The following is a 21,244-nucleotide window of genomic DNA, read 5'->3' as shown; positions in this document are numbered from 1 at the left end:
TTTACGTTATAAAGTATTTATACATTCTATAAAATTCTTATAGGATTGATGGTAGCGAGGATCTTACGGGTTGGCAATAGAATAAATCATTCAATAAATACTGATATTAAAAACCATAAAGCAGGTTATGGCTTCAGTCTTTATCAAAATCAATAAAACGTAAATATCTTATAAAATCGCAGATACCGCAATGTGAACTCTGATAAGATATCAGAGATTAATAAGACATTTGTTGATAATAAGGATTTAAGATGAAACGTTTGGCTTATACCATTGCTGTATCTGTTTTGGCCACGACGGTTGGGATAAATGCCGCGCATGCCGAGAGAGTTTGCAAAGTAACAGATCCGACGGGTACTCCATTAAATATTCGTGATGAACCTAATGGCAAGGTTATTAATAAGCTGCGTAATGATCGCGAGGTGTATGTCACAGATACCACTTATGATAATAAAAATCGTCCGTGGGTATATTTAGAAGGCTATTACAAGGGCGAATACAGGCATTGGGGCTGGGCGATTAGAGAGTTTGTCTCTTGTTATGATCGTTGATATATTAATTTCAGCTTATCCAAACTATAATGAACTGGATATAACAAAACCAATAGACATAAAAAAGCCCAGTCACCGTATGATGACTGGGCTTTTTATTGTTCGCTTACTAGTCTAATCTGATGCTAAGCAAAAGTGCTAATAAGTGACGCCGAATAGTGGCGTCCCCAGGGGGATTCGAACCCCCGTTACCGCCGTGAAAGGGCGGTGTCCTAGGCCTCTAGACGATGGGGACGCATAGAGTGTTATAACCAATGGTTACAACGGTATTTCACAATATCAGATAGCTTAATAAATAAGCATTGCCTAGGTGCTGATATCGTCCTACTAGCGAGTATTTATGATTACGTTTCAGTAGTACTGAGCGTTGCAATAAATAGTATGGTGGAGCTAAACGGAGTCGAACCGTTGACCCCTTGCATGCCATGCAAGTGCTCTACCAACTGAGCTATAGCCCCTCGCTAAGAGTGTGCGTATTTTATGCAAGACCGGCAGTCCTGTCAACTACTATTTTAAAAATAATGCATAAATATTTGAAAAAAAGCGTTTAAAGCTATTTTAGCTGCTTAATATGCCCAAATTAGCGTGGATTTTGCTTAAGAGAGATCTCTTTGATGGCTTTATCGGTGAAAAACTCTTCTTCGCTGCCATCAGAAAAGATAATAGCACTGCATTCAGTCGGTATGTATTGACCGCCTTTTTCTCTGACGGTTCTTATACCTTTAAAGCCAGTGATGTCAAACTTGCTTAATTTGTCTAGATTATGATTGGTATAACCACAGTAAGTAGTATAGTGCATTAAGTATAAAAATGTTATAAGATAAAACATCTCAACAGATATACTCAATTATCATGACTTACTCACTAGATTATCGCAAACAAGTTCTTAAAAGCTTAGCAGATGGCATGACCTTTGCCGAGGCAGCCTCTTTTTATGACATTAGTCCAACCTATTCAAAAGTGGAAGAAACGGCTGCATAGTAAGAGCACTCGCAATGTTACGCCATCAAAAATACCGGATGATGCACTACGCAAAGACGTTGAGCGTTACCCTGATGACTATCACTATGAGAGAGCAAGACGGTTCAACTGTACTGCCCCAGCCATTTGTGAGGCTTTAAAACGCCTAGGCATCAGTCAAAAAAAAGACCTTAGAGCATCCAAAAGCATGTCCAATAAAAAGAGCGGCGTATCAGAGTAAGCTTGATAACTTTAAACAGCAAGGTTATCCCATTGTGTATATGGACGAAAGCGGTTTTGAAAGCCAGACCATTCGTCCTCATGGTTATGCACCGATAGGCAAACCCTGTATCGACAGCTACAACTGGCAAGGTAAAAAGCGAACCAACGTCATTGGGGCTCTATATGAAAAGATGCTATTTGCACTGGATTACTTTGAACACAACATTAACAGCGGCATATTCTACGATTGGTGCAAACACACCCTAATCCCAAGCCTTAAAACCAAATGCGTGATTGTCATGGATAACGCTCGGTTTCATAAAAGTAGACGTATCCAAAAATTACTGAACAGGCATGGTCATCGTATCCTATGGCTGCCGCCGTACAGCCCAGACTTGAACCCTATTGAGAAAAAATGGGCTCAAGTGAAGTTTCTACGCCAAGGGTGGATGGAAAATGACTTATCCAAATTATTTATGATGTTTGTCCTAGACATAACACTTTTGTTTTGAACTGACTATATATCCATTTCAAATCTTCGAAATCTTGACCCTTTGTCAGGGTAAGCTGTGCATCATAAAGCTCTTTACGATGGCGTCATAATATTTCTGTGCTTCTTTGAGCGTGTTAAAGACATAATCTTTGCTTTCTATCGTGACGGTTTTGGCGGCCATGTTAGCATCCAGTAAATATTCTAATGTAGTTTGGATTATCGAATTCATAATACTTCTCTTTCGGTAAAGCTATTTTTACAACTATAATTTCACCTAATGATAGTTAGTCATCTTTGACATAGCTAGGATCTCTTCTGCATCGTGGACAAATTATCTCATCACCTTCATCAGTCCATACAACTCTTCGTAAATCATCAGAAGGCCATGTGATACCACATATTGTACAATCACTTTCTATATCATCACTATATTCGTTATCGCAGTAAACGCACCGATATCCTGTTTCACTATTCTTTTCAGGTATCATGCTATCACTAGAGCATTCTACACAATATATTATTTGCTCATCATTAGGTGAATGACTCTCGTACCTTTCAAATTCATGGCTCTGTTTGTGGCGTTGGAGTTTTAGAATCCCCTTTATTTTTCTCAAATATGATTCAGATTGTAGAATACGCTCAGCTTGTAGATTACTCTGAGCTTGACTATTTATAAGCTGGTTCAATAGTATTCTTGTTTCACCTGCCTCCTGCAAAGTTTCTTCTGAAACACTCGCTTTTAGGTAATCTCTAGAATATTTAAGGAAAAACTCTGCGTCATACATTAGAAAATTTTTGACTTCTGCATGGTTATACATATCATCAAGTATAGTCAGTTCACAATAAAATAAATACAGCCCATATCCTGAAATAGCTTAGGCAGATTATTCTCCATCCTTGGCGTAGAAACTTAGCTTGAGCCCATTTCTTTTCAATGGGGTTTAGATCAGGACTGTAGGGTGGCAGCCATAGAACACGATGACCGTGCCTGTTCAGTAGTTTTTGAATACGCTTGCTCTTATGAAAGCGGGCATTATCCATAACGATCACGCATTTAGTCTTGAGACTTGGAATTAGCGTGAACTTGCACCAGTCATAAAATATATGGCTGTTGATATTTTGTTCAAAGTAATCAAGCGCAAACAGCATCTTTTTATACAAAGCACCGATGACATTAGTGCGCTTTTTTGCTTGCCAGTTGAAGCTGTCGATACAGGGTTTGCCTATCGGTGAGTATCCGTAAGGTCTTATAGTTTCAGCCTCAAAGCCGCTTTCATCCATATACACAATGGGATAGCCTTGCTGTGTAAAGCTATCAAGCTTACTCTGATACGACGCTCTTTTTATCAGGCAGGCTTTTGGATGCTCTAAGGTCTTTTTTTTGACTGATACCTAGGCGTTTTAAAGCATTGTGCATGCCGGTCTTACTACAGTTGAATCGCCTAGCTCGCTCATATAAATAGTCATCTGGATGTTGTTCAACGTCTTTTAAGAGTGCTTCATTCGGTATTTTAGTCGGTGGTTTATTCCGGGTTTGTTTGATACTTGAATCTTTGAGCCAGCGCTGTAATGCGGTTTTGCTAATATTATAAAAAGTACAAGCCTGACGGATACTCATGTCTTTGTTTTTGACACTTTTAATCACTTGTGCTCGAAAATCTGCTGAATAGGTCATTTGTTATTCTGCCATTTCGCTTGTTTTAAAACGATTGTATCTTATTTAAAAAGAACTGACTATATCTTGGTATCTAAAGATTGAGTAATATATTGGTATCAAAATAAATAAAGAATTTTCCCAAATATGACGGTATTCTTGCTCTGTAAAATTATAATCATACTGTTTAAACATATTTTTCATGGCATATTACCTTAACCGATTTTTAATTGAAAAGTAGTATTTTTTATAATGGAGGTAATGAAAGTTTAGAATGCATATTTCTATTATTAGAATATCAACTTCAATATAGTCAATTCCACCTAAAAGTGTTATAAACTAATTATCAAACCCAATTGTTATTATAAAGACCATGACTTACTCACTAGATTTTCGCAAACAGGTACTAAAAAGCTTAGACGAGGGTATGACCTTTGCCGAGGCGGCTGAGTTTTATAATCTGAGCCCAACCACCATACAGAACTGGAAGCGGCGTGTTCATAGTAAAACAACCAGGCAAACCAAGCCCTATAAAATACCAGATGACGTGCTACTTAATGATGTCAAAGAGTATCCCGATGATTACCAGTATGAGCGAGCTCGTCGCTTAAACTGTAGTAAAACAGGCATTTATCATGCCCTAAAGCGCCTAGGCATCAGTCAAAAAAAGACCTTAGAACACCAAAAGCCTGTCCGATCAAAAGAGCGATATATCAGAGTAAGCTTAATAGCTTTAGGCAGCAAGGCTATCCCATCGTTTATATGGATGAAAGTGGCTTTGAGTCTGAGACCATTCGCTCTCATGGTTATGCACCGATTGGTAAGCCTTGTATCGATAGCTACAACTGGCAAGGTAAAAAGCGAACCAACGTTATCGGCGCTCTGTATAACAAGATGCTGTTTGCACTAGATTACTTTAAGCACAACATTAACAGCAGCATATTCTACGAATGGTGCAAACAACCCTAATCCCAAGTCTTAAAACCAAATGCGTGATTGTGATGGATAATGCCAGATTTCATAAGAGTAAGCGTATTCAAAAGCTACTGAACAGGCATGGTCATCGTATTCTATGGCTGCCACCGTACAGCCCTGATTTGAACCCTATTGAAAAGAAATGGGCACAAGTAAAGTTTCTACGCCAAGGCTGGTTGGAAAACGACTTATCCAAGTTGTTTTATGATGTTTGTCCTAACCATAACAATTTTGTTTTGAACTGACTATAGATAATTTAATTTTATAAATTTCAGATCTACTTATGATTAATTGCAATATCATTACTGACACGCACCAGAAACTATCTAAAAACGAGAGGTTGTAACTTAGTTTTATTATTAATAAATATAGAATATTTTATTTAAAAATTTTTTTTGGTAAACTAAGTAAGTGTTTACCAAAAAAAGTTATCCTAATATATTGATTAGGATAACTTGAACAGCTGTTATAAAATTTTTTAAATCGACTCATGTATCGCTACTCAGCTGCCAAAAAGTCTGGCAATTCAGCTGCTTGTTTCTCAAGTTTTTTTAGCTTCTTTTTACCTAAGCCGCCAAGCACGTCAACTGCATGGCGCAAGCGAGTCAAGGTCATATCAGCGCCGATAATTGCCATAGAATTCATGACAGGCGTCGATGAGGTGCTACCAGCGATAGCGATAAAGAATGGTGCCATAAAGTCACGCATTTTAATATCAAGATGGGCGGCAAGACCTTTTAAGGTGGCGTAGATATTTCTTCTGACCACGTTGGCAAGGTTTCTAGCTGCCAAAGCGCTAGTTGCAGCATCTCAGTAATTTGCTCAGGGGTGAGCGATTTATGGGTAAAGCTTTCCGCAGTGATAGCAGGTAAGTTTTGGAAATAGAAGCCACCCCAATTAACTGCATCAGATAACAGCTCAATACGAGGCTGAATCGCCGCTGCGATAGCCGTAAGCTTGTCACTGTTATTTGCCCAATCGAGGATTTTATTTTTTAACTGTTCAGGAGTAAGCGCGCGTAGCCATTCTGCGTTGAGCCAGTTTAGTTTTTCGATATCAAAGATAGGGCCGCCGAGCGACACACGCTGGATATCAAAGCTCGCAATCATCTCTTCTAAGGTAAATTGCTCAGCTTCGTCAGGCATCGAGTAGCCCATACGACCGAGGTAGTTGAGCAACGCTTCAGGGAGCACACCAGCATCACGATAGTAAGTGATAGAGGTTGGGTTTTTACGCTTAGACAGTTTTGATTTATCTGGGTTACGCAGCAGTGGCATATGGCAAAGTACAGGCATCTCCCAACCAAAATACTCATAGAGCAGCTGATGCTTGGGCGCAGAGTTAAGCCACTCTTCACCGCGTAGCACATGGCTGATGTCCATCAAATGGTCATCGACAACGTTGGCTAAATGATAAGTCGGCATGCCATCGGTTTTTAGCAGCACTTGCATGTCGACTTGTGTCCAAGGAATCTCAACCGTACCGCGTAACATGTCATGTACTTGACAGACGCCTTCGGTAGGCACACGCATACGAATGACATGCGGTTTGCCCTCACTGACCAATTGCGCAGTTTTCTCAGGTGCTAAATGGGCACAGCGACCGTCATAACGTGGCGTTTCACCATTGGCCATTTGCGCAGCTCGCATGGCATCGAGCTCTTCGCTGGTACAAAAGCAGCGGAATGCATGATCGTTTTCTATGAGCTGTTCGGCGTGCTTTTTATAAATATCACTACGCTCGCTCTGACGATAAGGCGCATGCGGGCCTCCAATATCTGGACCTTCCGCCCAGTCGAGACCGACCCAGCGCAGCGCATCCAAAATCATTTTTTCAGATTGTTCGGTTGAGCGCGTTTGATCCGTATCTTCGATACGTAAAATAAATTCGCCGCCGTGGGCTTTAGCAAAAGCTAAATTGAATAGGGCAATATAAGCGGTGCCGACATGCGGAAAGCCAGTAGGCGATGGCGCAATGCGGGTGCGGACAGGGCGCGTGCTGTTAGTTGAAGTCGATGATTGCATCATAAAATTCTCAGAATAGGGTAGTTGATGAATATGGCTGTGAAAAATGAAAAAAATAGCAGTTAAAAATGCTAATGATAAATATGAATGACAAGTTTGAATAAAAAATACGGCACAAACAATAGCCGTCATGTAGAAAAATAGCGTAAAATATAGCGCTAGTATAACAGAGAGATGGAATATTTTTAACGAAATGCCCGTCTAGCGCTTGACTACCCGTGTATCCTTGCGATAATAATGTTAGACAAGTCATAACTTGTTTATTTTCATCTGATTTTTCACTCTTACTGACCAAAATGGTCGTCATCTACTGAGTCGTTTGTGTCCATATTGAATAATAAGCCAAAAAATACGCCGAATACTAAGCAAGATTCTAAAATAGACTCTTCTTTAGCCACTGTTAATGCTGCATCAGCGGCTGAGCTGTCTGCTGTGGAAAATGATTTTGTGGTAGAGAGTGACTCTACTAATCAGTTGAATCAAGAGTCTGTCACTGATAAAGCCAGCTCTGATGAATTGAGCTTTGTTCATGATGCGGTGTTATTGCAAGAAACCGTCGCGGCAGTGCTGGGTGTCAAAGCGCTACCTAAGCAAACAGACGATGCAGAACAAAGCAGTGACAACCAAAATAGCTTGCAGATGAGTGGCGTCTACGTTGATGCAACCTTTGGCCGTGGTGGCCATAGCCGCTTGCTATTGAGTCAGCTGGCCGATGATGCAACCTTGATTGTTTTTGATAAAGACCCTACAGCGATTAGTGTCGCGCGCGAATTGGCAAAGACCGATAGTCGCGTAAAAGTGGTGCACGATAGTTTTGCGACGTTGACGGATAGTCTAGCGGCAATGGGAATCACTCAAGTTGATGGCTTGATGGCAGATTTGGGTATCTCATCGCCGCAAATTGATGATGGCAGTCGTGGTTTTAGTTTTATGCGTGACGGTGCGGTCGATATGCGTATGGACACCAGTCGTGGGCAGTCGGTCGCTGAGTGGTTAGAAAAAGTCGACGATGAGACTTTGGCTAATGTGCTTTATGATTTTGGCGAAGAGCGTCAGTCGTCGTATCGCCCGTGCTATTAAGCAGATGGACAGTTATGACTCTACTTTGGCATTGGCTGAAGTGATTAAAGTGGCGCATCCTAATTGGCAGCGCGGTAAGCATCCAGCGACTCAAAGTTTTCAGGCGATGCGCATTTTTATTAACAATGAGCTTGGCGATGTTGACGACTTTTTAGAACAAAGCATTCCGATTTTAAAGTCAGGCGGGCAGCTAGCAGTGATTAGTTTTCACTCGCTAGAGGATCGCCGTATCAAGCAGTTTTTGCAGCGTCATAGTAAAGGGCAATATCCAGAGGATGAGAATTTGCCGATGCCGCCGAAGCGTCCACGCTACTTTAGCAAGCCTAAACGCGTGGGTCCAAGCAAAGCTGAAACCAGTCAAAATCCACGCGCGCGTAGTGCGTGGTTGCGCATGGCGACTCGTACTGATACCGACTATCTACCAAGTGTTGAGCAATAACACAGGTAGCGTGATGTTATAGAGGGGTTTGGCTGCGTTGCTGGTGATTGGTTGCTGGCAATTAGTAGGATAGAAAGTCTGAATACTTACGCGGCTGTTAAAAATCTGTAAACATTATCTGCTAGGCTCGGCTGTTCCTTTTTCGTTTGGTTTTACTTTATTGATGGTTCTGTACAAAGCGTCTTACCGCTCTAAAACAGTTGCCAATTTTCATACTTGAAGTCCACTTTTTGAGAGCGTCATGGCAATATCTGACAAACCTGCAAACCGTCGTGCTGCAATGCCGCATAACACCGATATCGGCGAGCTATTTGTACGCCGATTTAATGTGGTTAGTATCTATGTAGTGGTGCTATTGCTGTTAGCAGTGGCGATTGTGTGGAGCGGTATCAAAACAGCCGAAGGCGTTCAGCAATATCATCAGGATTATAAAACCTTGCAAGACATGAAAAAACAAGAGCGTAATCTGCAAGTCGAACATCAGCGTTTGCTCATTGAACAGCAGACTTTTAGTGCGACGCCGCAAATTGCTAGCCGTGCGGTGGCTGAACTGGGTATGTTTTCACCGACGCTAAAAGATAAGCTCATTATCCAGCCGGGTGTTGCCACAGCACAGGTGCCAGTCGTCGATACTGACTCAGATGAGGATAAGTCTGACGTTATCGAACCACGGGCTTCTACGGATATATCGCCTGATGCTCCTATCACCGATACCACGGTAGCGGAGGCAGGACAATGAGTGATAAAAAACCTAATGCCAATAGCGGTAAAACGACCGCGAAAAATGCGAATAAAAAGCCAACTAGCGGTAAGGTCACTAAGCCCTTACGTCCTGCCAGTGCAGCCAAATCGGGACAAACAGGCAGTACGGCTGAAAAAAAATCCTCTGGCAACCGTAAGGCTAAATTGTTTGATCGATTGAAAAAAAGTGAAGAGCAAGGCGCTTATACCAGTGTCAAAAACCTGAAAAATAAAAGAGGGTTTTTGGGTAAAGCGTCTGGCGCTTCCTCTCGCGGCGGTTTTGAGCAAGACAAAAACCGTTTCCGTACTATTTGGGTCATTGCATTGGTTGTCTTGGGTTTGCTGATAGCCCGTGCTTATTATTTACAAGTTGCCAATGCCCAGTTTTATCAAGACAAAGGTGATGAGCTCATCACTAGCGTGCGCACGCAAAAATCCTATCGAGGTATGATTACCGATCGCAATAATTTGCCACTTGCAGTCAGTGCACCACTGGCGACGGTCTCTTTTAGTCCGCATGATTACGCGCGCGAATATTATGAGCTTAAGCGTATTATTATCACCAATCCTGAGAGTCCACAGCTCGTTGCGCGTATGCAAAAGCGTTTGGATAATATGGATCTGACCACGCTTGCAGCTGCTGCGAATATTTCGGTCACTGAGCTGAAAAAAGTTACTGCTATCGACGATAGTATTGATGTAACCGATGAAGCAGCAGTTAAAGCAGCGCTGCCATCGGGTGCAGGCTCGCACTATTTGCCGCTACTGAATAAAGTAACGCCTGAGATTGCCCAAAGTGTCAGCACCCTTGATTTTCCTGGCGTCTATGAAAAAAACTTTTTCCAACGTTATTACCCGCAGCCACAACCAAACTCGCAGCTATTGGGTTTTATGGGTCAAAATGTCAGCGATCCTGAAGGTGGTTACGAAGGTCGTGCTGGTATCGAACGCCAATATGAGACTGAGCTGGCAGGTGATGATGGCAAAGTGTTGGTGCTAAAAGACGCCAAACAAAACAGTTTAAAAGAAATTAAACAGATTGAACCAGAAATACCAGGTAAAGATGTGGCGTTGACCATTGATTCGCGCTTGCAGTATTTGCTTTATAAAGAACTAGAGAAAGCAGGGCGTTTGCAAAAAGCGCGCTGGTCAACAGGCATGATTGTTGATGTGCAAACGGGTGAAGTGCTTGCCTTGTCAACATGGCCATCTTTTAATTCTAATAACCTGAATGAGATGACTGGTGAAAACCAACGTAACCGTGCGCTGCTCGATGTCTTTGAACCCGGTTCAGTCATGAAGCCATTCACCGTTGCAGCGGCTTTAGACTCAGGAAAATATACCGCCACTACCTTAATCGATACCAATCCTGGCTCTATCCGTGTCCGTGGTTATACCATTCGTGACCATAATAATTTAGGGCGGATAACGATGGCAACGCTATTACAGAAATCTAGTAACGTTGCCTCGACTAAGATTGCTTTGTCTTTACCAGCTGATGGCATTACCAATATGCAAAAGCAATTTGGTTTTGGTTCAAAGACACCGCTACAATTCCCAGGGGAAGGTAGTGGGCTGGTGGTCACACCAAAAGAAAAAGAAACATCAAGACGTGCAACGGTCAGTTATGGTTATGGTCTACAGGTAACACTGGCTCAGGTCGCGCAGGCTTATTCGGCGCTGGCGGCAGGTGGCGTCATGCACCCATTGACCCTCATTAAAGATGACAAGCCGCAGCCAAGCAAGCGTATCATGGCACACGAGCAAGCGATGTCTATCGTACAAATGATGGAAAGTGTTACCGAACCGGGTGGTACTGCTAAAGGTGCTGCGATTGACGGTTATCGCGTCGCTGGTAAAACAGGAACGTCGCGCCGTATCAATCCAAAAGGTGGCTACTATACTGACCAATACCGCAACGTTTTTGCGGGTATGGCGCCAGCATCCAACCCTAGGCTGGTCGGCGTGATGCTCATCGAAGACCCGCGTGGTCAGATTTATGCTGGTTTAACAGTCGCGCCAGTCTTTCATAATGTCATGAAAGAGGCGCTGCGTTTATACAATGTACCCTTAGATAAGCCGTTAAAAACGGAAGATCTATAGGCTTAAACGTAAGTTTTTTTAATGTTCAGTTTTTAACTATTTGATGTGTTTTAACCGTATAGGATTTGCCAATGACCCTGTCACCCTCGTCGCCAAGCATCACACCAGTCACCTTGCAACAGCTGACTGAATCTAGTATTAGCAATAGCAGGCATGGTGTAGGTACAGAGCAGGCATTGCAAAAACTATCGACTCAGACGACATTGGTTGGAGCGGATTCAAAACCAATGAATTCGTTTCTTGATATTCCATTCCTGCAGTTTCGTTTAGACATTCGTCAGCTAGAGCCGAACGATGTGTTTGTGTTATTAAAAAGCCACATACCAAACTGTCAAAAAAGCCGTGACTACCTCTATCAAGCCGCTGAACATGCGGCTTTTATCCTATCAGAAATAGATCCTACGGCTTTACTTAACACGATTAGCATATCAAATCACGCCGATATCACCTTACCAAATGATAGTGCTACTAAAGTGCAGCAGCAATTAGCAGCACTGCCTTGCCCTGTTTTATACGTGCCCAATATTCGTGATTTTTTAGGGACGCTCATTCAAGCACGTTTGCAGTATCAGCAGCCCGTGACCTTGCCAACTGTCATAGCGGTGACGGGCACCAATGGCAAAACGACTATCAGTCAATTGGTGGCGCAATTGACGCAGCTGACAGGTATGAGCAGCGCAGTTATGGGCACGGCAGGGAATGGTAGGCTTGGCGCTTTGGTGCAAGCCAGCCATACCACGGGTGATGCCTTAGCAGTTCAGCAGTTTTTATATCAAATGGGTACAGAGAATGCTGAGTTATTGGCATTGGAAGCCAGCTCACATGGTTTGGATCAGCAACGTTTACAAGGTATGCCAGTGTCGGTGGCGATTTATACCAATCTTAGCCGTGACCACTTAGACTACCATGCCGATATGGCAGAGTATGCAGCAGCAAAAGCTAGACTGTTTGATAAAGCGCATTTTCCAGATTTGACACACGCTATCATTAATATCGATGATGACTCTGCGCAGATTATGCTCGACACCGCACATGCCAGTGATTTAACGGTCTGGACGTATAGTTTAGAATCATCAAAATCTGCGACCTTTGTTGCGGCTGAAATCAAACCAAGCTTACAAGGTGTTGAGATTAGCCTACGTACTGATTTAGGCGATGGCGAAGTTAATCATTTAGGTATCGTCAGCCCATTATTGGGGCGCTTTAATGTTGCCAATTTGCTTGCCGCAATGGCAGCTGCCGTCGCTTTAGGCATTAGCCTTGAGCGTATTGCCGCAGTGGTGCCGCAGCTACAAGGTGCGGTTGGACGTATGCAGCGTGTGCCGTCTAATGATGGTTGCTTTATCGTTGATTATGCGCATACGCCAGATGCCTTAAGCCAAGTGCTTGCCAGCCTAAAGACCCATTGTAAGGGTCAGCTGTGGGCAGTGTTTGGCTGCGGTGGCGACCGTGATGCGGGCAAACGTCCTTTGATGACGCAAGCAGGCTTGGCAGGCGCGGATAAAGTCGTGTTAACGGCAGACAATCCACGCACCGAAGATCCCAATGCAATATTGCAAGATATGCAAGCAGGCATGACGAGTGAGCAATATCAGCGTACCTATATTGAGCCTGCGCGCCAAACCGCCATTGAATATGCAGTTAATAAAGCAGCACCTGATGATATGGTCGTTATCGCTGGCAAAGGTCATGAGACCTATCAAGAAATTAACCATGTTCGTTATGATTTTGACGACAGTGTTATTTTGCAAAACGCCTTAAAACAAGCAGGGCGTTTATAGCATTTATATGTAAATAATGGCGCTTACAGTCAGTTTTTCATGCTATCTAAAAAGTATTAGGGCGTGTCCTCATTTAAAATGGTAATAAAAATGAGATAAATTACCGTCAAACAAGGAAAGTAGCGCAAATAATATCGAGATATTAATAAGCTAGTTGACGATGTTTGGCAAAATTTAGCCATTTTTAGTCCATTTATATAATAATCGATTAAATTGAAGACACGCCCTAGTCGTTAACTATAAAAATAAATAAGTAGTCATCATATATATAAGGTAATCATTATGACAGCCGACAACGATAACAGCATTCAGTCGCAAGGGCTGTATGTTTGGCAAGCAGACAATCTGCTCGCGGCAACCGCAGCACTCAATGGGCATTGGCAGCTGAGTGAGGGGCAATCCGACTCAGAAAACACTTCAGTAAATGATGTCATGAGCACTCGTATCGCCACCGATACCCGTACGATAAAACCTGGTGATATATTTTTAGCGTTAACGGGTGATAATTTTGATGGTCACGATTATATCGATACTGCCATCGCGCAAGGTGCGGTTGCGGCTATCGTCGCTCGCCCTATTGCTACGGCTGATGCAAATAGCATTCCGCAGTTAGTGGTGAGCGATACCCGTTTGGCGCTAGGACAATTGGCTGCGTATCGTCGTCAACAGCATCAAAATTTAACCGTCATTGCTATTACTGGCTCTAGCGGCAAGACCACCTGTAAAGAGATGCTGGGTAGTATCTTTGGCAGACTAGCACCGACATTGATTACCCGTGGTAACCTAAATAATGACTTGGGTGTGCCGATGATGTTGCTCGAATTATCCGACCACCATCGTTATGCCATTCTAGAGCTTGGCGCAAACCATATTGGCGAAATTGCTTATACTACCGAGATTGTAAAGCCAGATGTCGCGTGTATTTTAAACATTGGTACGGCGCATTTGGGTGAGTTTGGTAGCCGTGAAGGGATTTGCCAAACCAAGGCTGAGATTTACCATACCTTGAATGACAGCCAATTTGCGATCGTTCCTGATAAAGATGATTTTACCAATCAATTACGCCGTATCGCTGAAAAATATACGTCACACGTGATTGGCTTTGGTAATACTGATGTCAGTGCCAGCCATTTAGATGTCGAGCCTGAGCGCAGTGAATTTAAGTTGCATATCGGCAATCAAGTCCATGATATCAACTTGCCACTAGCGGGCGAGCACAATGTCAATAATGCTTTAGCCGCTGCTGCTTGTGCCCATGCACTAAATATCGATGTTAGTGATATCGTCGTCGGGCTTGAAAATGCGCGTCCTGCTAAAGGGCGCTTGAACAGTCAATTACTGGGTATGCATCGCTTGATTGATGATATAATGCCAATCCGCATTCGGTGCGAGCGGCAGCAAAAGTACTAGCGGCGCAAACGGGCACGCAAGTCATGGTGCTGGGCGATATTGCAGAACTGGGAGAGGCGGCGGTTAGCGAGCATCAAAGCTTGGGTCGTACCATTGCAACAACGGGCATCAATGTGCTGTGTGTTGGTGAATACGCGCCTTTTACCGTGGCGGGTGCACAAGAGGTTTCTGGCATCAATGCCCATGCGTTTACTGATAAAGACAGTTTATTGGCGTATTTGAAGCCGTATTTGCAAGCGCAGCAGGCGCAGCCTTGTACGGTGCTGTTTAAAGGTTCTCGTTCCATGCAAATGGAAACCCTTATCAATGCGCTAATCGAGGAGTAGGCGGTGTTAGTTTGGTTGTTTGGCTGGCTTGGCCAGTATTACACGCCGTTTTCTGCGGTGTCTTCGTTGACGCTGCGAGCGTTACTCGCGGTCATTACCGCCCTCGCATTTAGCATGTTTTTTGGTGGCCCTGTCATTCGACGTCTGCGTGCACTGAAATATGGTCAAGCGATTCGCAATGATGGTCCGCAATCGCATTTGGCGAAAACTGGTACGCCGACCATGGGTGGGGTGCTGATTTTAAGTGCGATTGGCGTGTCCACCTTACTATGGGCGCGTTTGAATAATCCGTACGTTTGGATTTTGCTCATTGTCATGATTATCTTTGGCGCGGTCGGCTGGGCAGATGATTGGCTAAAAATTAAGTATAAAGATCCCAAAGGCTTAATTGCTCGCAAGAAATTTTTTGGCTCTCTATGGGTGCTTTGTTCGGTGTGTCTTTGTATTATATCGCCACCTTGCAGCCAGATATCGCGACCACGCGTGAGATGCAGGATTTGCTGCTACCGATTTTTAAAGATTGGATGATTCCTTTTTCGGCAGTACCATTTGGTATTGGCTTTATTATCTTTACCTACTTTGTGATTAATGGGGCTTCTAACGCCGTCAACTTAACCGATGGCTTGGATGGTTTAGCTATTTTGCCCGTGGTCTTGGTTGCGGCGGGTTTGGGCGCGATGGCTTATGTATCAGGTGATGTACGCTTTGCTGACTACTTACATGTGCCTTATATTGCCTATAACTCCGAGGTTCTCATTGTCTGTGGTTCGATGATTGGTGCAGGGCTTGGTTTTTTATGGTTCAACGCCCATCCAGCCCAAGTATTTATGGGCGATGTGGGGGCGCTTGCTCTCGGGGCGATGCTCGGTACGATTGCCGTTATGACCCGTCAAGAGATTGCTTTTGCAATTATGGGTGGTCTATTTGTCGCCGAAGCGTTATCGGTCATGTTACAGGTTGGCTCGTATAAGCTGCGTAAAAAGCGGGTCTTTCGGATGGCACCATTGCATCATCACTTTGAAGAAATTGGCTGGAAAGAGACGCAAGTGGTGGCAAGGTTTTGGATTATTGCCATTATTCTCGTCATCCTTGGGCTCATGACCTTAAAACTGCGTTAGCACAGCCATATCGCTCGAACATTAATATGAATATCATGTTCGCAAAAGCCATCTCACTTTAGTTGAGGTGGCCTTTTTTTTGGTTGCTGATAGTTTGGTTGCGAATAGTTTGTTTTCTACATTTTCTTTCCTGCATTGTTTATCGCGCCTTTTATCACGCAGTAAGCCTGAATTTTGTTAAAATGGCAGCCATATTGCGATGACGTTGAGATACTTGTGAGCTTATTTATTTGTCCCCTTTGCCAATCACCCATGCAGCCTGCCGCAGATACGTGGCGCTGCGATGGCAGCTTGCACCCAAAACAAACCGCTCATCCATTTGATGTGGCACGTCAGGGTTATGTTAATTTATTGCCCGTGCAACAAAAAAAATCCAAAGCACCGGGCGATAGCCAGCAATCAATTGATGCGCGCAAACGGTTTTTAAACGCTGGACATTATCAGCCATTGCAGACGCTTATTTGCCAAAAAATGAGGGAATTGTTGGCGAAAAATGAGTCGGTCGCTGATTCAGCAATTGAGCCGATAACTACAAAGGATAGCAAGGCAATCAATTGGTTGGATATTGGCTGCGGTGAAGGATATTACACGCAGGCAATGGCACAGACAGGCATGGATACTCTCATCGCCGCAGATATCAGTAAACCGGCTGTGGTAGAGCTTGCGAAAACAAGCAAAGCGGCGGGGCGTCTTTGGTATCAGCAAGTTAAAGACAGTGTTACTAATGCGACAGCCAAGTCGGCAGTCATCTATCCGCTTGTTACCAGCGCTGCCCATTTGCCGTTACGCGCGCATAGCATAAAGGGCATTAGCAGTATCTTTAGCCCTATCTTGCCAGACGCGTTCAATGAGGTATTGACTGCAGACGGTTATTTAATCATTGCCAAGCCAGATATCGGGCATCTAGCGACGATGCGCGAAGCGTTATTTGACAACGTCCGGGAGCATGATTCGGATAAGTTTTTGCATGAATTGGCTCCATATTTCACGCTAATGGGTACGGAGCATGTCAGTACCGAGATGACGTTGTCAGCCGCTGATTTGGCTGATTTGATGACCATGACGCCTTATGCTTATCGCGCGCTTAATGAAAAAAGACAGGCGCTACTAGCAGCGGTCGAAACAGAACCCTTTACGACACAAGCTAAGTTTGTCATCTATATTTTGCAGAAGACAGCTGAATAGAATGGCTTAAGGTCATTAGTATTTTTTCATGACATTTATCTCATTTTTAGCCCGTTTAGATATGATCAATTGAATTGAGGACACGCCCTAATAATGGGTTACAAAACAGGTCCCATCGTGGCGACAATGTTATTCCAGATTTTATAAGATAACGGCCAGTTTTCAACTTGCTCACGAGTGACTTCTTCAGAATCAGCGATATACTGGTATTGTCGCTCAATGATGGCCGCTGTGAGCGTTTTATCGCTAAACACAATGTTGTTTTCATAGTTCAAATCAAAGCTACGCAAGTCTAAATTGGTCGAGCCAATCAGACTGATTTCGCCATCGATGGTCAAGGTTTTTGCGTGTAATAGACCGGGTTTTATTCGTAAATATTGACCCCCGCTTCAAGCAGCTGCCAGTAATAACTGTGGCTGGTAGCAGCCACGACTATTGAGTCGTTATTCTTTGGGAAAATCATGGTTACTTGTACACCGCGATAAGCGGTCGCACACAAAATGCTGACGAGCGAATAATCAGGCACAAAATAAGGCGTTGAGATGATCAGGGTTCGCTTTGCCTGACCAATTAAGACACCTAAAAATTGCGGCGTGGTGCTGCGTCGTTGGGTAGGACCATCAGAAAAAACCTGTGCAGCAAAGCCTTTTGGCGGCAATGTGACTGGTAAAGGTGGCGGTGATGTTATTGGTAAAGGCTCATCAGTTTCTGGCTGTGGGGATTTTTGTTGCTTTAGTTGTGGGTCAATAAAATAAGGAAAGCTGTCAAGCGGCGTATCAGGATTTTCAGTCAGCCAATCACTGGCAAACAACATCTGATTCTGTGCCACCACTGGTCCTTCGACCCGCAGCATAATGTCTACCCACGGCGCAAATTTTGGCTTTACACGAAACTCAGGATCGGCGCAGTTGCGACTGCCACAGTAGCCGATTTTGCCGTCAATAACCGTAATCTTGCGGTGATTTCGCAAGTCAATCCGGCTAAACATGAGTACCTTTAAAATATTACTAATTGGTAGGGCAACACTGACTTGTACGCCAGCTTCTATCATTTCCTGCCATATCTTTGAGCCGACCATTTTTCGTGAGCCCATACCGTCAACCATTGCTCGGCATATGACGCCGCGCCTTGCCGCTCGTATGAGTGCTTGAGCAGTATCGATTCCCATACCATCGATTAGCCAAATATAATACAGCACATGAATATGATCGGTCGCTGCATCAAAGTCGGCAATCATACGTTTGCGCGTCTCAGCCGCATCTGCCATCAGCTCTGCGTGATTGCCCACCGTTGTATGATAGCCAGTTGCATTGGCAGAGTAGGCAAAGGCCGCTTGGTATTCAGGTTTGATAGCCTCCGACAAAGCGATGTCATCACCAAGTACTTCAGGACTATGTGCGCTTAATTTATCGATGATTTCTTTACGTTTGCGCGTAAAATCGCGTCCTAGATGCACCTCACCAAACATCCAATAAATTACAACCCCCAGATAAGGCAAAATGAACAATATGACGAGCCAAGCAAGCCGAGCGGGCGAGGTCAGATCATGGCGCGCAAGCACTCGCAAAGAGATCAGTATCAGTAGCATAAAATGAACAGTTAAAAAGATATCCAATAGCATAATGCGCTCCATCATTATTATTTTTTTTGCAGTATTTATCAGCGGTTCTTACTGATTATAACGCACTGTAAAATTACCACCGTTTTGATTGGTAAAAACAGCAATGCGACAACGCTGGAGCTATGATACTTAGCAGTAAGCTTGTTTAAGCTTGTTTAAGCTGGTGAAGTATACACCTCCATCAATACTCTCCTAACAACCAGCCACTGACAAAGGCAAAATACTCGCGAAACCAAGCGTTATAACGAATGGATAAAGGCGTGGGACTGGCGACGGTGATCGGTTGTGTATAGCCCTGATGTCGCGCAATGCTGGCTGCGCGAATGCTATGGAAATCACTGGTAACGATGGCGATAGGATCAGTGATAGACAGCCCTTTTGCTTCTAACAACGCTCGGCTGTTAGCGAGATTTTCTTCCGTACTGGTACTTTTACCTTCTTGTAAAATGCGTTCGAATGGCACGCCATGTGCCTCATGCAAATACGTGGCCATAATATCGGCTTCGCTACGTGTACGCTGAAAACCAACGCCACCACTGGTCATCACCAAAGCATCTGGTTGCGTCTCGATAAGGGGCACAGCGGTGTCCAAGCGCTTGGCGAGCGTCGGTGTCGGCTTACCTGCAACCGTGCCTGAGCCTAATATAATAATCGCTGCCACTGTCGGTGCAGGCTGCTGGCTAAGCGCAATCTGCTGTTGCAATGACCAAATAAATAGAGCGAAGCTCAACAACCAAAGTATAAATACAGCCCATAACCCATACCAAAGGCAGTTAAAGCCATAATGTTGGCTGCAAAACCTGCGTATTGCATGCCAAAACATTCCATGTATGACAAAAACCATGCCGACTAAAAAAGGTACAACCGAGCCGAAGTTGACTTTACCGACGACCATCAATGCAGCGCAATCGATGATAAGTATGATGCCGATAACAGATAAGAGGCCACGAATAACGGAAATTAAACCTTTAGACATAGTGAAAGACGCTTTTATTCAAGTGAATGGAGTTTCTGATAGTGGCTTATAAAAGTAGGCGGTAGTGAGGTATGTCTTAACCCATTTTCAACCTTTTTTTAACCTGTCTTTATAAAATATAGTGATTCTGGACATACTGAATGCACAATTCATGAAACGCTTGTGCTGGCGGTGAAATCGTTTTATTTGCCAATTTAAAAATACCAATTTGTCTGTCTAAGGCAGGTTCAAGTAAGTCGAGCCATACCAATTCTGGCTCATTCGATGGAAAGGCGAGCTTGGGTAGGGTGGTGATGCCAAGATCATTGCGTAATAATGAAAATAAGGAAGTAATATTCTCGACCGTGTAACGCGCATTACGGTTGAGTACCTCGGCTGGGGTGTTTTCGAGCAATCGGCAAGTGCCATTATAGATAAAAGGCTGGGTCATCAGTTGTTGCCATTTAAGCCCTGTTTTTTGATGGTTTCTTGAAGGTTTTATTGGTTGATTTAACGAATTGCTTTTTAAGCAGACCACGCCAATCGGGTCAGATATGAGCAAGGTGAAATCTATATTTGATTGATCGATACTGGTGCAGTTGCCCAATGCCAAATCGATTTCACCTGCCAATAAACGATTGGCCACACCGACAGAGTTATCATCTATTAGTACAATCTCGACATCAGGATATCTTTTGGAGTATTCAACCAACACGCTAGGCAAGAGTTTTGTCACCAGTGATGGCACGCTTGCAATCCTTATTTTGCCTTTATCGCCAGCGGCTGCTCCTTTTAAATCATCCTTTAGCGCTTGATAAATCGTCATAAACTGCTCGATTTTGGGTAAACAAGTCTCTCCAAAAGGCGTGAGTGTTGCTTTATTTCCTCCTTCAAATAAGCGCTGACCTAGTATTTTTTCCAATTCCTTTATCGAGGCAGACAACGCCGCTTGCGAGCGATTGGCGCGATCCGCCGCCGCCCGAAAGCCACCTTCCTCTACCACGCATAAAAAATGTCGCAGTTGCTGTAGCTTCATATCCATACCATCCAAGGCTATTGTTCAATGATTTATTCTAAACGATAGATTAAATCTATCATATTCTAAATTTAATTAGTTAGATTTATCGTTAGTACTTGGGTAGGATAACTCTATAGCAATCGCTGCCCAATCATTGATCAAAGGATATGACGACATGACGACCATTCAACCAAACAAGCCATCAAAACCTCACTTTATGCGTCTAAAGCCCCTTTAGAATGGGCAATCACCAGCAATGGTACGTTGTACACTGCGCAGATTCCTATTGATGAAAATGGTGACGTGGTTGCAGGTGGTATCGAAGCGCAAACCCGTCAAACGCTAGATAATCTGAAGCACACATTAGAATGTGCCAATGTTGGCATGGATTCGGTGCTACAAGTCATGATCTATGTGACCGATCGCGACTATCTAAAAACCGTCAATCAAGTTTATGCTGAATACTTTGAAGCACCCTATCCAAATCGGGCAGCGCTCGTGATAGCAGGACTGGCTCGTGAAGAAATGCTGGTTGAGCTGGTTGTATATGCCGCTGTGCCTTAAAACTAATTTTAATATTCCATCTTT

17 protein-coding genes, 2 tRNA genes and 6 pseudogenes are annotated in these 21,244 nt (G+C 43.7%); 15 read left to right on the top strand and 10 right to left on the bottom strand.

The annotated features are described in order from the left end of the window. Positions 1 to 251 precede the first annotated feature (251 nt). Positions 252 to 551: a peptide-binding protein gene (locus G7Y90_RS02765; protein WP_109591994.1), complete on the top strand. Its 300-nt coding sequence runs from the start codon at positions 252 to 254 to the stop codon at positions 549 to 551. Positions 552 to 710: 159 nt separating this feature from the next. Here G7Y90_RS02765 and G7Y90_RS02760 read toward each other — a convergent pair. Both G7Y90_RS02760 and G7Y90_RS02755 read right to left on the bottom strand, forming a co-directional pair. Beyond that, positions 711 to 786, bottom strand: a tRNA-Glu gene (locus tag G7Y90_RS02760). Between the two features lie 147 nt (positions 787 to 933). After that, positions 934 to 1,009, bottom strand: a tRNA-Ala gene (locus G7Y90_RS02755). A 113-nt stretch (positions 1,010 to 1,122) separates the two neighbouring features. Here G7Y90_RS02755 and G7Y90_RS02750 point away from each other — a divergent pair. The 4 genes from G7Y90_RS02750 to G7Y90_RS02740 all read left to right on the top strand — a co-directional run bounded on the left by G7Y90_RS02750 (position 1,123) and on the right by G7Y90_RS02740 (position 2,245). Then, a complete protein-coding gene (locus tag G7Y90_RS02750) occupies positions 1,123 to 1,302 on the top strand; it encodes a hypothetical protein (protein WP_250163330.1) in 180 nt (59 codons plus the stop codon). 101 nt (positions 1,303 to 1,403) lie between these two features. Further along, entirely contained in the window at positions 1,404 to 1,532 is a 129-nt protein-coding gene (locus tag G7Y90_RS18365; RefSeq protein WP_349773391.1) for a hypothetical protein, read from the top strand. Continuing rightward, positions 1,486 to 1,752: an IS630 transposase-related protein gene (locus G7Y90_RS02745; RefSeq protein WP_349773390.1), complete on the top strand. Its 267-nt coding sequence runs from the start codon at positions 1,486 to 1,488 to the stop codon at positions 1,750 to 1,752. The genes G7Y90_RS18365 and G7Y90_RS02745 overlap by 47 nt, the downstream gene beginning before the upstream one ends. Further along, positions 1,727 to 2,245 carry an IS630 family transposase gene (locus G7Y90_RS02740; protein ID WP_250163915.1) on the top strand — a complete coding sequence of 173 codons (519 nt, stop codon included), beginning with the start codon at positions 1,727 to 1,729 and terminating at the stop codon, positions 2,243 to 2,245. The genes G7Y90_RS02745 and G7Y90_RS02740 overlap by 26 nt, the downstream gene beginning before the upstream one ends. Positions 2,246 to 2,290: 45 nt before the next feature. On the opposite strand, the gene G7Y90_RS02735 is transcribed toward G7Y90_RS02740, so the two are convergent. The 4 genes from G7Y90_RS02735 to G7Y90_RS02720 are packed head-to-tail and all read right to left on the bottom strand — an operon-like array spanning position 2,291 to position 3,901. Continuing rightward, a complete protein-coding gene (locus G7Y90_RS02735; protein WP_250163329.1) occupies positions 2,291 to 2,455 on the bottom strand; it encodes a hypothetical protein in 165 nt (54 codons plus the stop codon). A 55-nt stretch (positions 2,456 to 2,510) separates the two neighbouring features. Then, the gene (locus tag G7Y90_RS02730; RefSeq protein WP_250163328.1) at positions 2,511 to 3,044 is read right to left on the bottom strand and encodes a hypothetical protein; all 534 of its coding nucleotides are present in this window, start codon (positions 3,042 to 3,044) and stop codon (positions 2,511 to 2,513) included. 19 nt (positions 3,045 to 3,063) lie between these two features. Beyond that, positions 3,064 to 3,573, bottom strand: coding sequence for an IS630 family transposase (locus G7Y90_RS02725; protein ID WP_250163914.1), 510 nt, complete (start codon positions 3,571 to 3,573; stop codon positions 3,064 to 3,066). Further along, entirely contained in the window at positions 3,548 to 3,901 is a 354-nt protein-coding gene (locus tag G7Y90_RS02720) for an IS630 transposase-related protein (protein ID WP_045456530.1), read from the bottom strand. The genes G7Y90_RS02725 and G7Y90_RS02720 overlap by 26 nt, the downstream gene beginning before the upstream one ends. Positions 3,902 to 4,253: 352 nt before the next feature. Here G7Y90_RS02720 and G7Y90_RS18810 point away from each other — a divergent pair, with 352 nt between their 5' ends. Then, positions 4,254 to 4,790 (top strand): IS630 transposase-related protein, encoded by a 537-nt coding sequence (locus G7Y90_RS18810; protein WP_502937392.1) that lies wholly within the window; start codon positions 4,254 to 4,256, stop codon positions 4,788 to 4,790. After that, positions 4,673 to 5,100: pseudogene (locus G7Y90_RS18805) on the top strand (transposase). Before G7Y90_RS18810 ends, G7Y90_RS18805 begins: the two are co-directional and overlap by 118 nt. A 253-nt stretch (positions 5,101 to 5,353) precedes the next feature. Here the strand turns inward: G7Y90_RS18805 and gltX are convergent. Next, positions 5,354 to 6,879, bottom strand: a pseudogene (gene gltX, locus G7Y90_RS02700) (glutamate--tRNA ligase). 474 nt (positions 6,880 to 7,353) lie between these two features. On the opposite strand from gltX, the pseudogene rsmH reads away from it, so the two are divergent. From rsmH to G7Y90_RS02665, 7 genes and pseudogenes are all read left to right on the top strand, one after another. Further along, positions 7,354 to 8,398 (top strand): annotated as a pseudogene (rsmH, locus tag G7Y90_RS02695) (16S rRNA (cytosine(1402)-N(4))-methyltransferase RsmH). A 241-nt stretch (positions 8,399 to 8,639) separates the two neighbouring features. Further along, the gene (ftsL, locus tag G7Y90_RS02690; protein WP_201560602.1) at positions 8,640 to 9,137 is read left to right on the top strand and encodes a cell division protein FtsL; all 498 of its coding nucleotides are present in this window, start codon (positions 8,640 to 8,642) and stop codon (positions 9,135 to 9,137) included. Beyond that, positions 9,134 to 11,242 (top strand): peptidoglycan D,D-transpeptidase FtsI family protein, encoded by a 2,109-nt coding sequence (locus G7Y90_RS02685; RefSeq protein WP_087813660.1) that lies wholly within the window; start codon positions 9,134 to 9,136, stop codon positions 11,240 to 11,242. The genes ftsL and G7Y90_RS02685 overlap by 4 nt, the downstream gene beginning before the upstream one ends. A gap of 71 nt (positions 11,243 to 11,313) precedes the next feature. Then, positions 11,314 to 13,023, top strand: a complete 1,710-nt coding sequence (locus G7Y90_RS02680; protein ID WP_250163325.1) for a UDP-N-acetylmuramoyl-L-alanyl-D-glutamate--2,6-diaminopimelate ligase — start codon at positions 11,314 to 11,316, stop codon at positions 13,021 to 13,023. A gap of 282 nt (positions 13,024 to 13,305) precedes the next feature. Next, positions 13,306 to 14,759, top strand: a pseudogene (locus tag G7Y90_RS02675) (UDP-N-acetylmuramoyl-tripeptide--D-alanyl-D-alanine ligase). A 3-nt stretch (positions 14,760 to 14,762) separates the two neighbouring features. Beyond that, positions 14,763 to 15,877, top strand: a pseudogene (gene mraY / locus G7Y90_RS02670) (phospho-N-acetylmuramoyl-pentapeptide-transferase). A gap of 252 nt (positions 15,878 to 16,129) precedes the next feature. Next, positions 16,130 to 17,062 carry a putative RNA methyltransferase gene (locus tag G7Y90_RS02665; protein ID WP_349773389.1) on the top strand — a complete coding sequence of 311 codons (933 nt, stop codon included), beginning with the start codon at positions 16,130 to 16,132 and terminating at the stop codon, positions 17,060 to 17,062. 98 nt (positions 17,063 to 17,160) lie between these two features. Here G7Y90_RS02665 and G7Y90_RS02660 read toward each other — a convergent pair. From G7Y90_RS02660 to G7Y90_RS02650, 3 genes and pseudogenes are all read right to left on the bottom strand, one after another. Continuing rightward, a pseudogene (locus tag G7Y90_RS02660) lies at positions 17,161 to 18,683 on the bottom strand (phospholipase D-like domain-containing protein). Between the two features lie 181 nt (positions 18,684 to 18,864). Continuing rightward, positions 18,865 to 19,659, bottom strand: coding sequence for a YdcF family protein (locus G7Y90_RS02655; protein ID WP_250163324.1), 795 nt, complete (start codon positions 19,657 to 19,659; stop codon positions 18,865 to 18,867). A gap of 109 nt (positions 19,660 to 19,768) precedes the next feature. Continuing rightward, on the bottom strand, positions 19,769 to 20,674 hold the full coding sequence (locus tag G7Y90_RS02650) for a LysR family transcriptional regulator (protein ID WP_250163323.1): 906 nt from the start codon (positions 20,672 to 20,674) through the stop codon (positions 19,769 to 19,771). Positions 20,675 to 20,920: 246 nt separating this feature from the next. Here G7Y90_RS02650 and G7Y90_RS02645 point away from each other — a divergent pair, with 246 nt between their 5' ends. Next, positions 20,921 to 21,220, top strand: a complete 300-nt coding sequence (locus tag G7Y90_RS02645) for a RidA family protein (protein WP_250163322.1) — start codon at positions 20,921 to 20,923, stop codon at positions 21,218 to 21,220. Positions 21,221 to 21,244 lie beyond the last annotated feature (24 nt).

This window comes from Psychrobacter sp. WY6, assembly GCF_018448495.1.
In the GTDB taxonomy this organism is placed as follows: domain Bacteria; phylum Pseudomonadota; class Gammaproteobacteria; order Pseudomonadales; family Moraxellaceae; genus Psychrobacter.
This window is presented reverse-complemented; position numbering and strand designations above follow the sequence as displayed.

What these genes read in the sequence shown, in the direction of transcription:
- G7Y90_RS02765 (WP_109591994.1), top strand. Translation starts at nt 252, where the DNA reads ATGAAACGTTTGGCTTATACCATTGCTGTATCTGTTTTGGCCACGACG.
- G7Y90_RS02750 (WP_250163330.1), top strand. Translation starts at nt 1,123, where the DNA reads ATGCCCAAATTAGCGTGGATTTTGCTTAAGAGAGATCTCTTTGATGGC.
- G7Y90_RS18365 (WP_349773391.1), top strand. Translation starts at nt 1,404, where the DNA reads ATGACTTACTCACTAGATTATCGCAAACAAGTTCTTAAAAGCTTAGCA.
- G7Y90_RS02745 (WP_349773390.1), top strand. Translation starts at nt 1,486, where the DNA reads ATGACATTAGTCCAACCTATTCAAAAGTGGAAGAAACGGCTGCATAGT.
- G7Y90_RS02735 (WP_250163329.1), bottom strand. Translation starts at nt 2,455, where the DNA reads ATGAATTCGATAATCCAAACTACATTAGAATATTTACTGGATGCTAAC.
- G7Y90_RS02730 (WP_250163328.1), bottom strand. Translation starts at nt 3,044, where the DNA reads ATGTATAACCATGCAGAAGTCAAAAATTTTCTAATGTATGACGCAGAG.
- G7Y90_RS02720 (WP_045456530.1), bottom strand. Translation starts at nt 3,901, where the DNA reads ATGACCTATTCAGCAGATTTTCGAGCACAAGTGATTAAAAGTGTCAAA.
- G7Y90_RS18810 (WP_502937392.1), top strand. Translation starts at nt 4,254, where the DNA reads ATGACTTACTCACTAGATTTTCGCAAACAGGTACTAAAAAGCTTAGAC.
- ftsL (WP_201560602.1), top strand. Translation starts at nt 8,640, where the DNA reads ATGGCAATATCTGACAAACCTGCAAACCGTCGTGCTGCAATGCCGCAT.
- G7Y90_RS02685 (WP_087813660.1), top strand. Translation starts at nt 9,134, where the DNA reads ATGAGTGATAAAAAACCTAATGCCAATAGCGGTAAAACGACCGCGAAA.
- G7Y90_RS02680 (WP_250163325.1), top strand. Translation starts at nt 11,314, where the DNA reads ATGACCCTGTCACCCTCGTCGCCAAGCATCACACCAGTCACCTTGCAA.
- G7Y90_RS02665 (WP_349773389.1), top strand. Translation starts at nt 16,130, where the DNA reads ATGCAGCCTGCCGCAGATACGTGGCGCTGCGATGGCAGCTTGCACCCA.
- G7Y90_RS02655 (WP_250163324.1), bottom strand. Translation starts at nt 19,659, where the DNA reads ATGTCTAAAGGTTTAATTTCCGTTATTCGTGGCCTCTTATCTGTTATC.
- G7Y90_RS02650 (WP_250163323.1), bottom strand. Translation starts at nt 20,674, where the DNA reads ATGAAGCTACAGCAACTGCGACATTTTTTATGCGTGGTAGAGGAAGGT.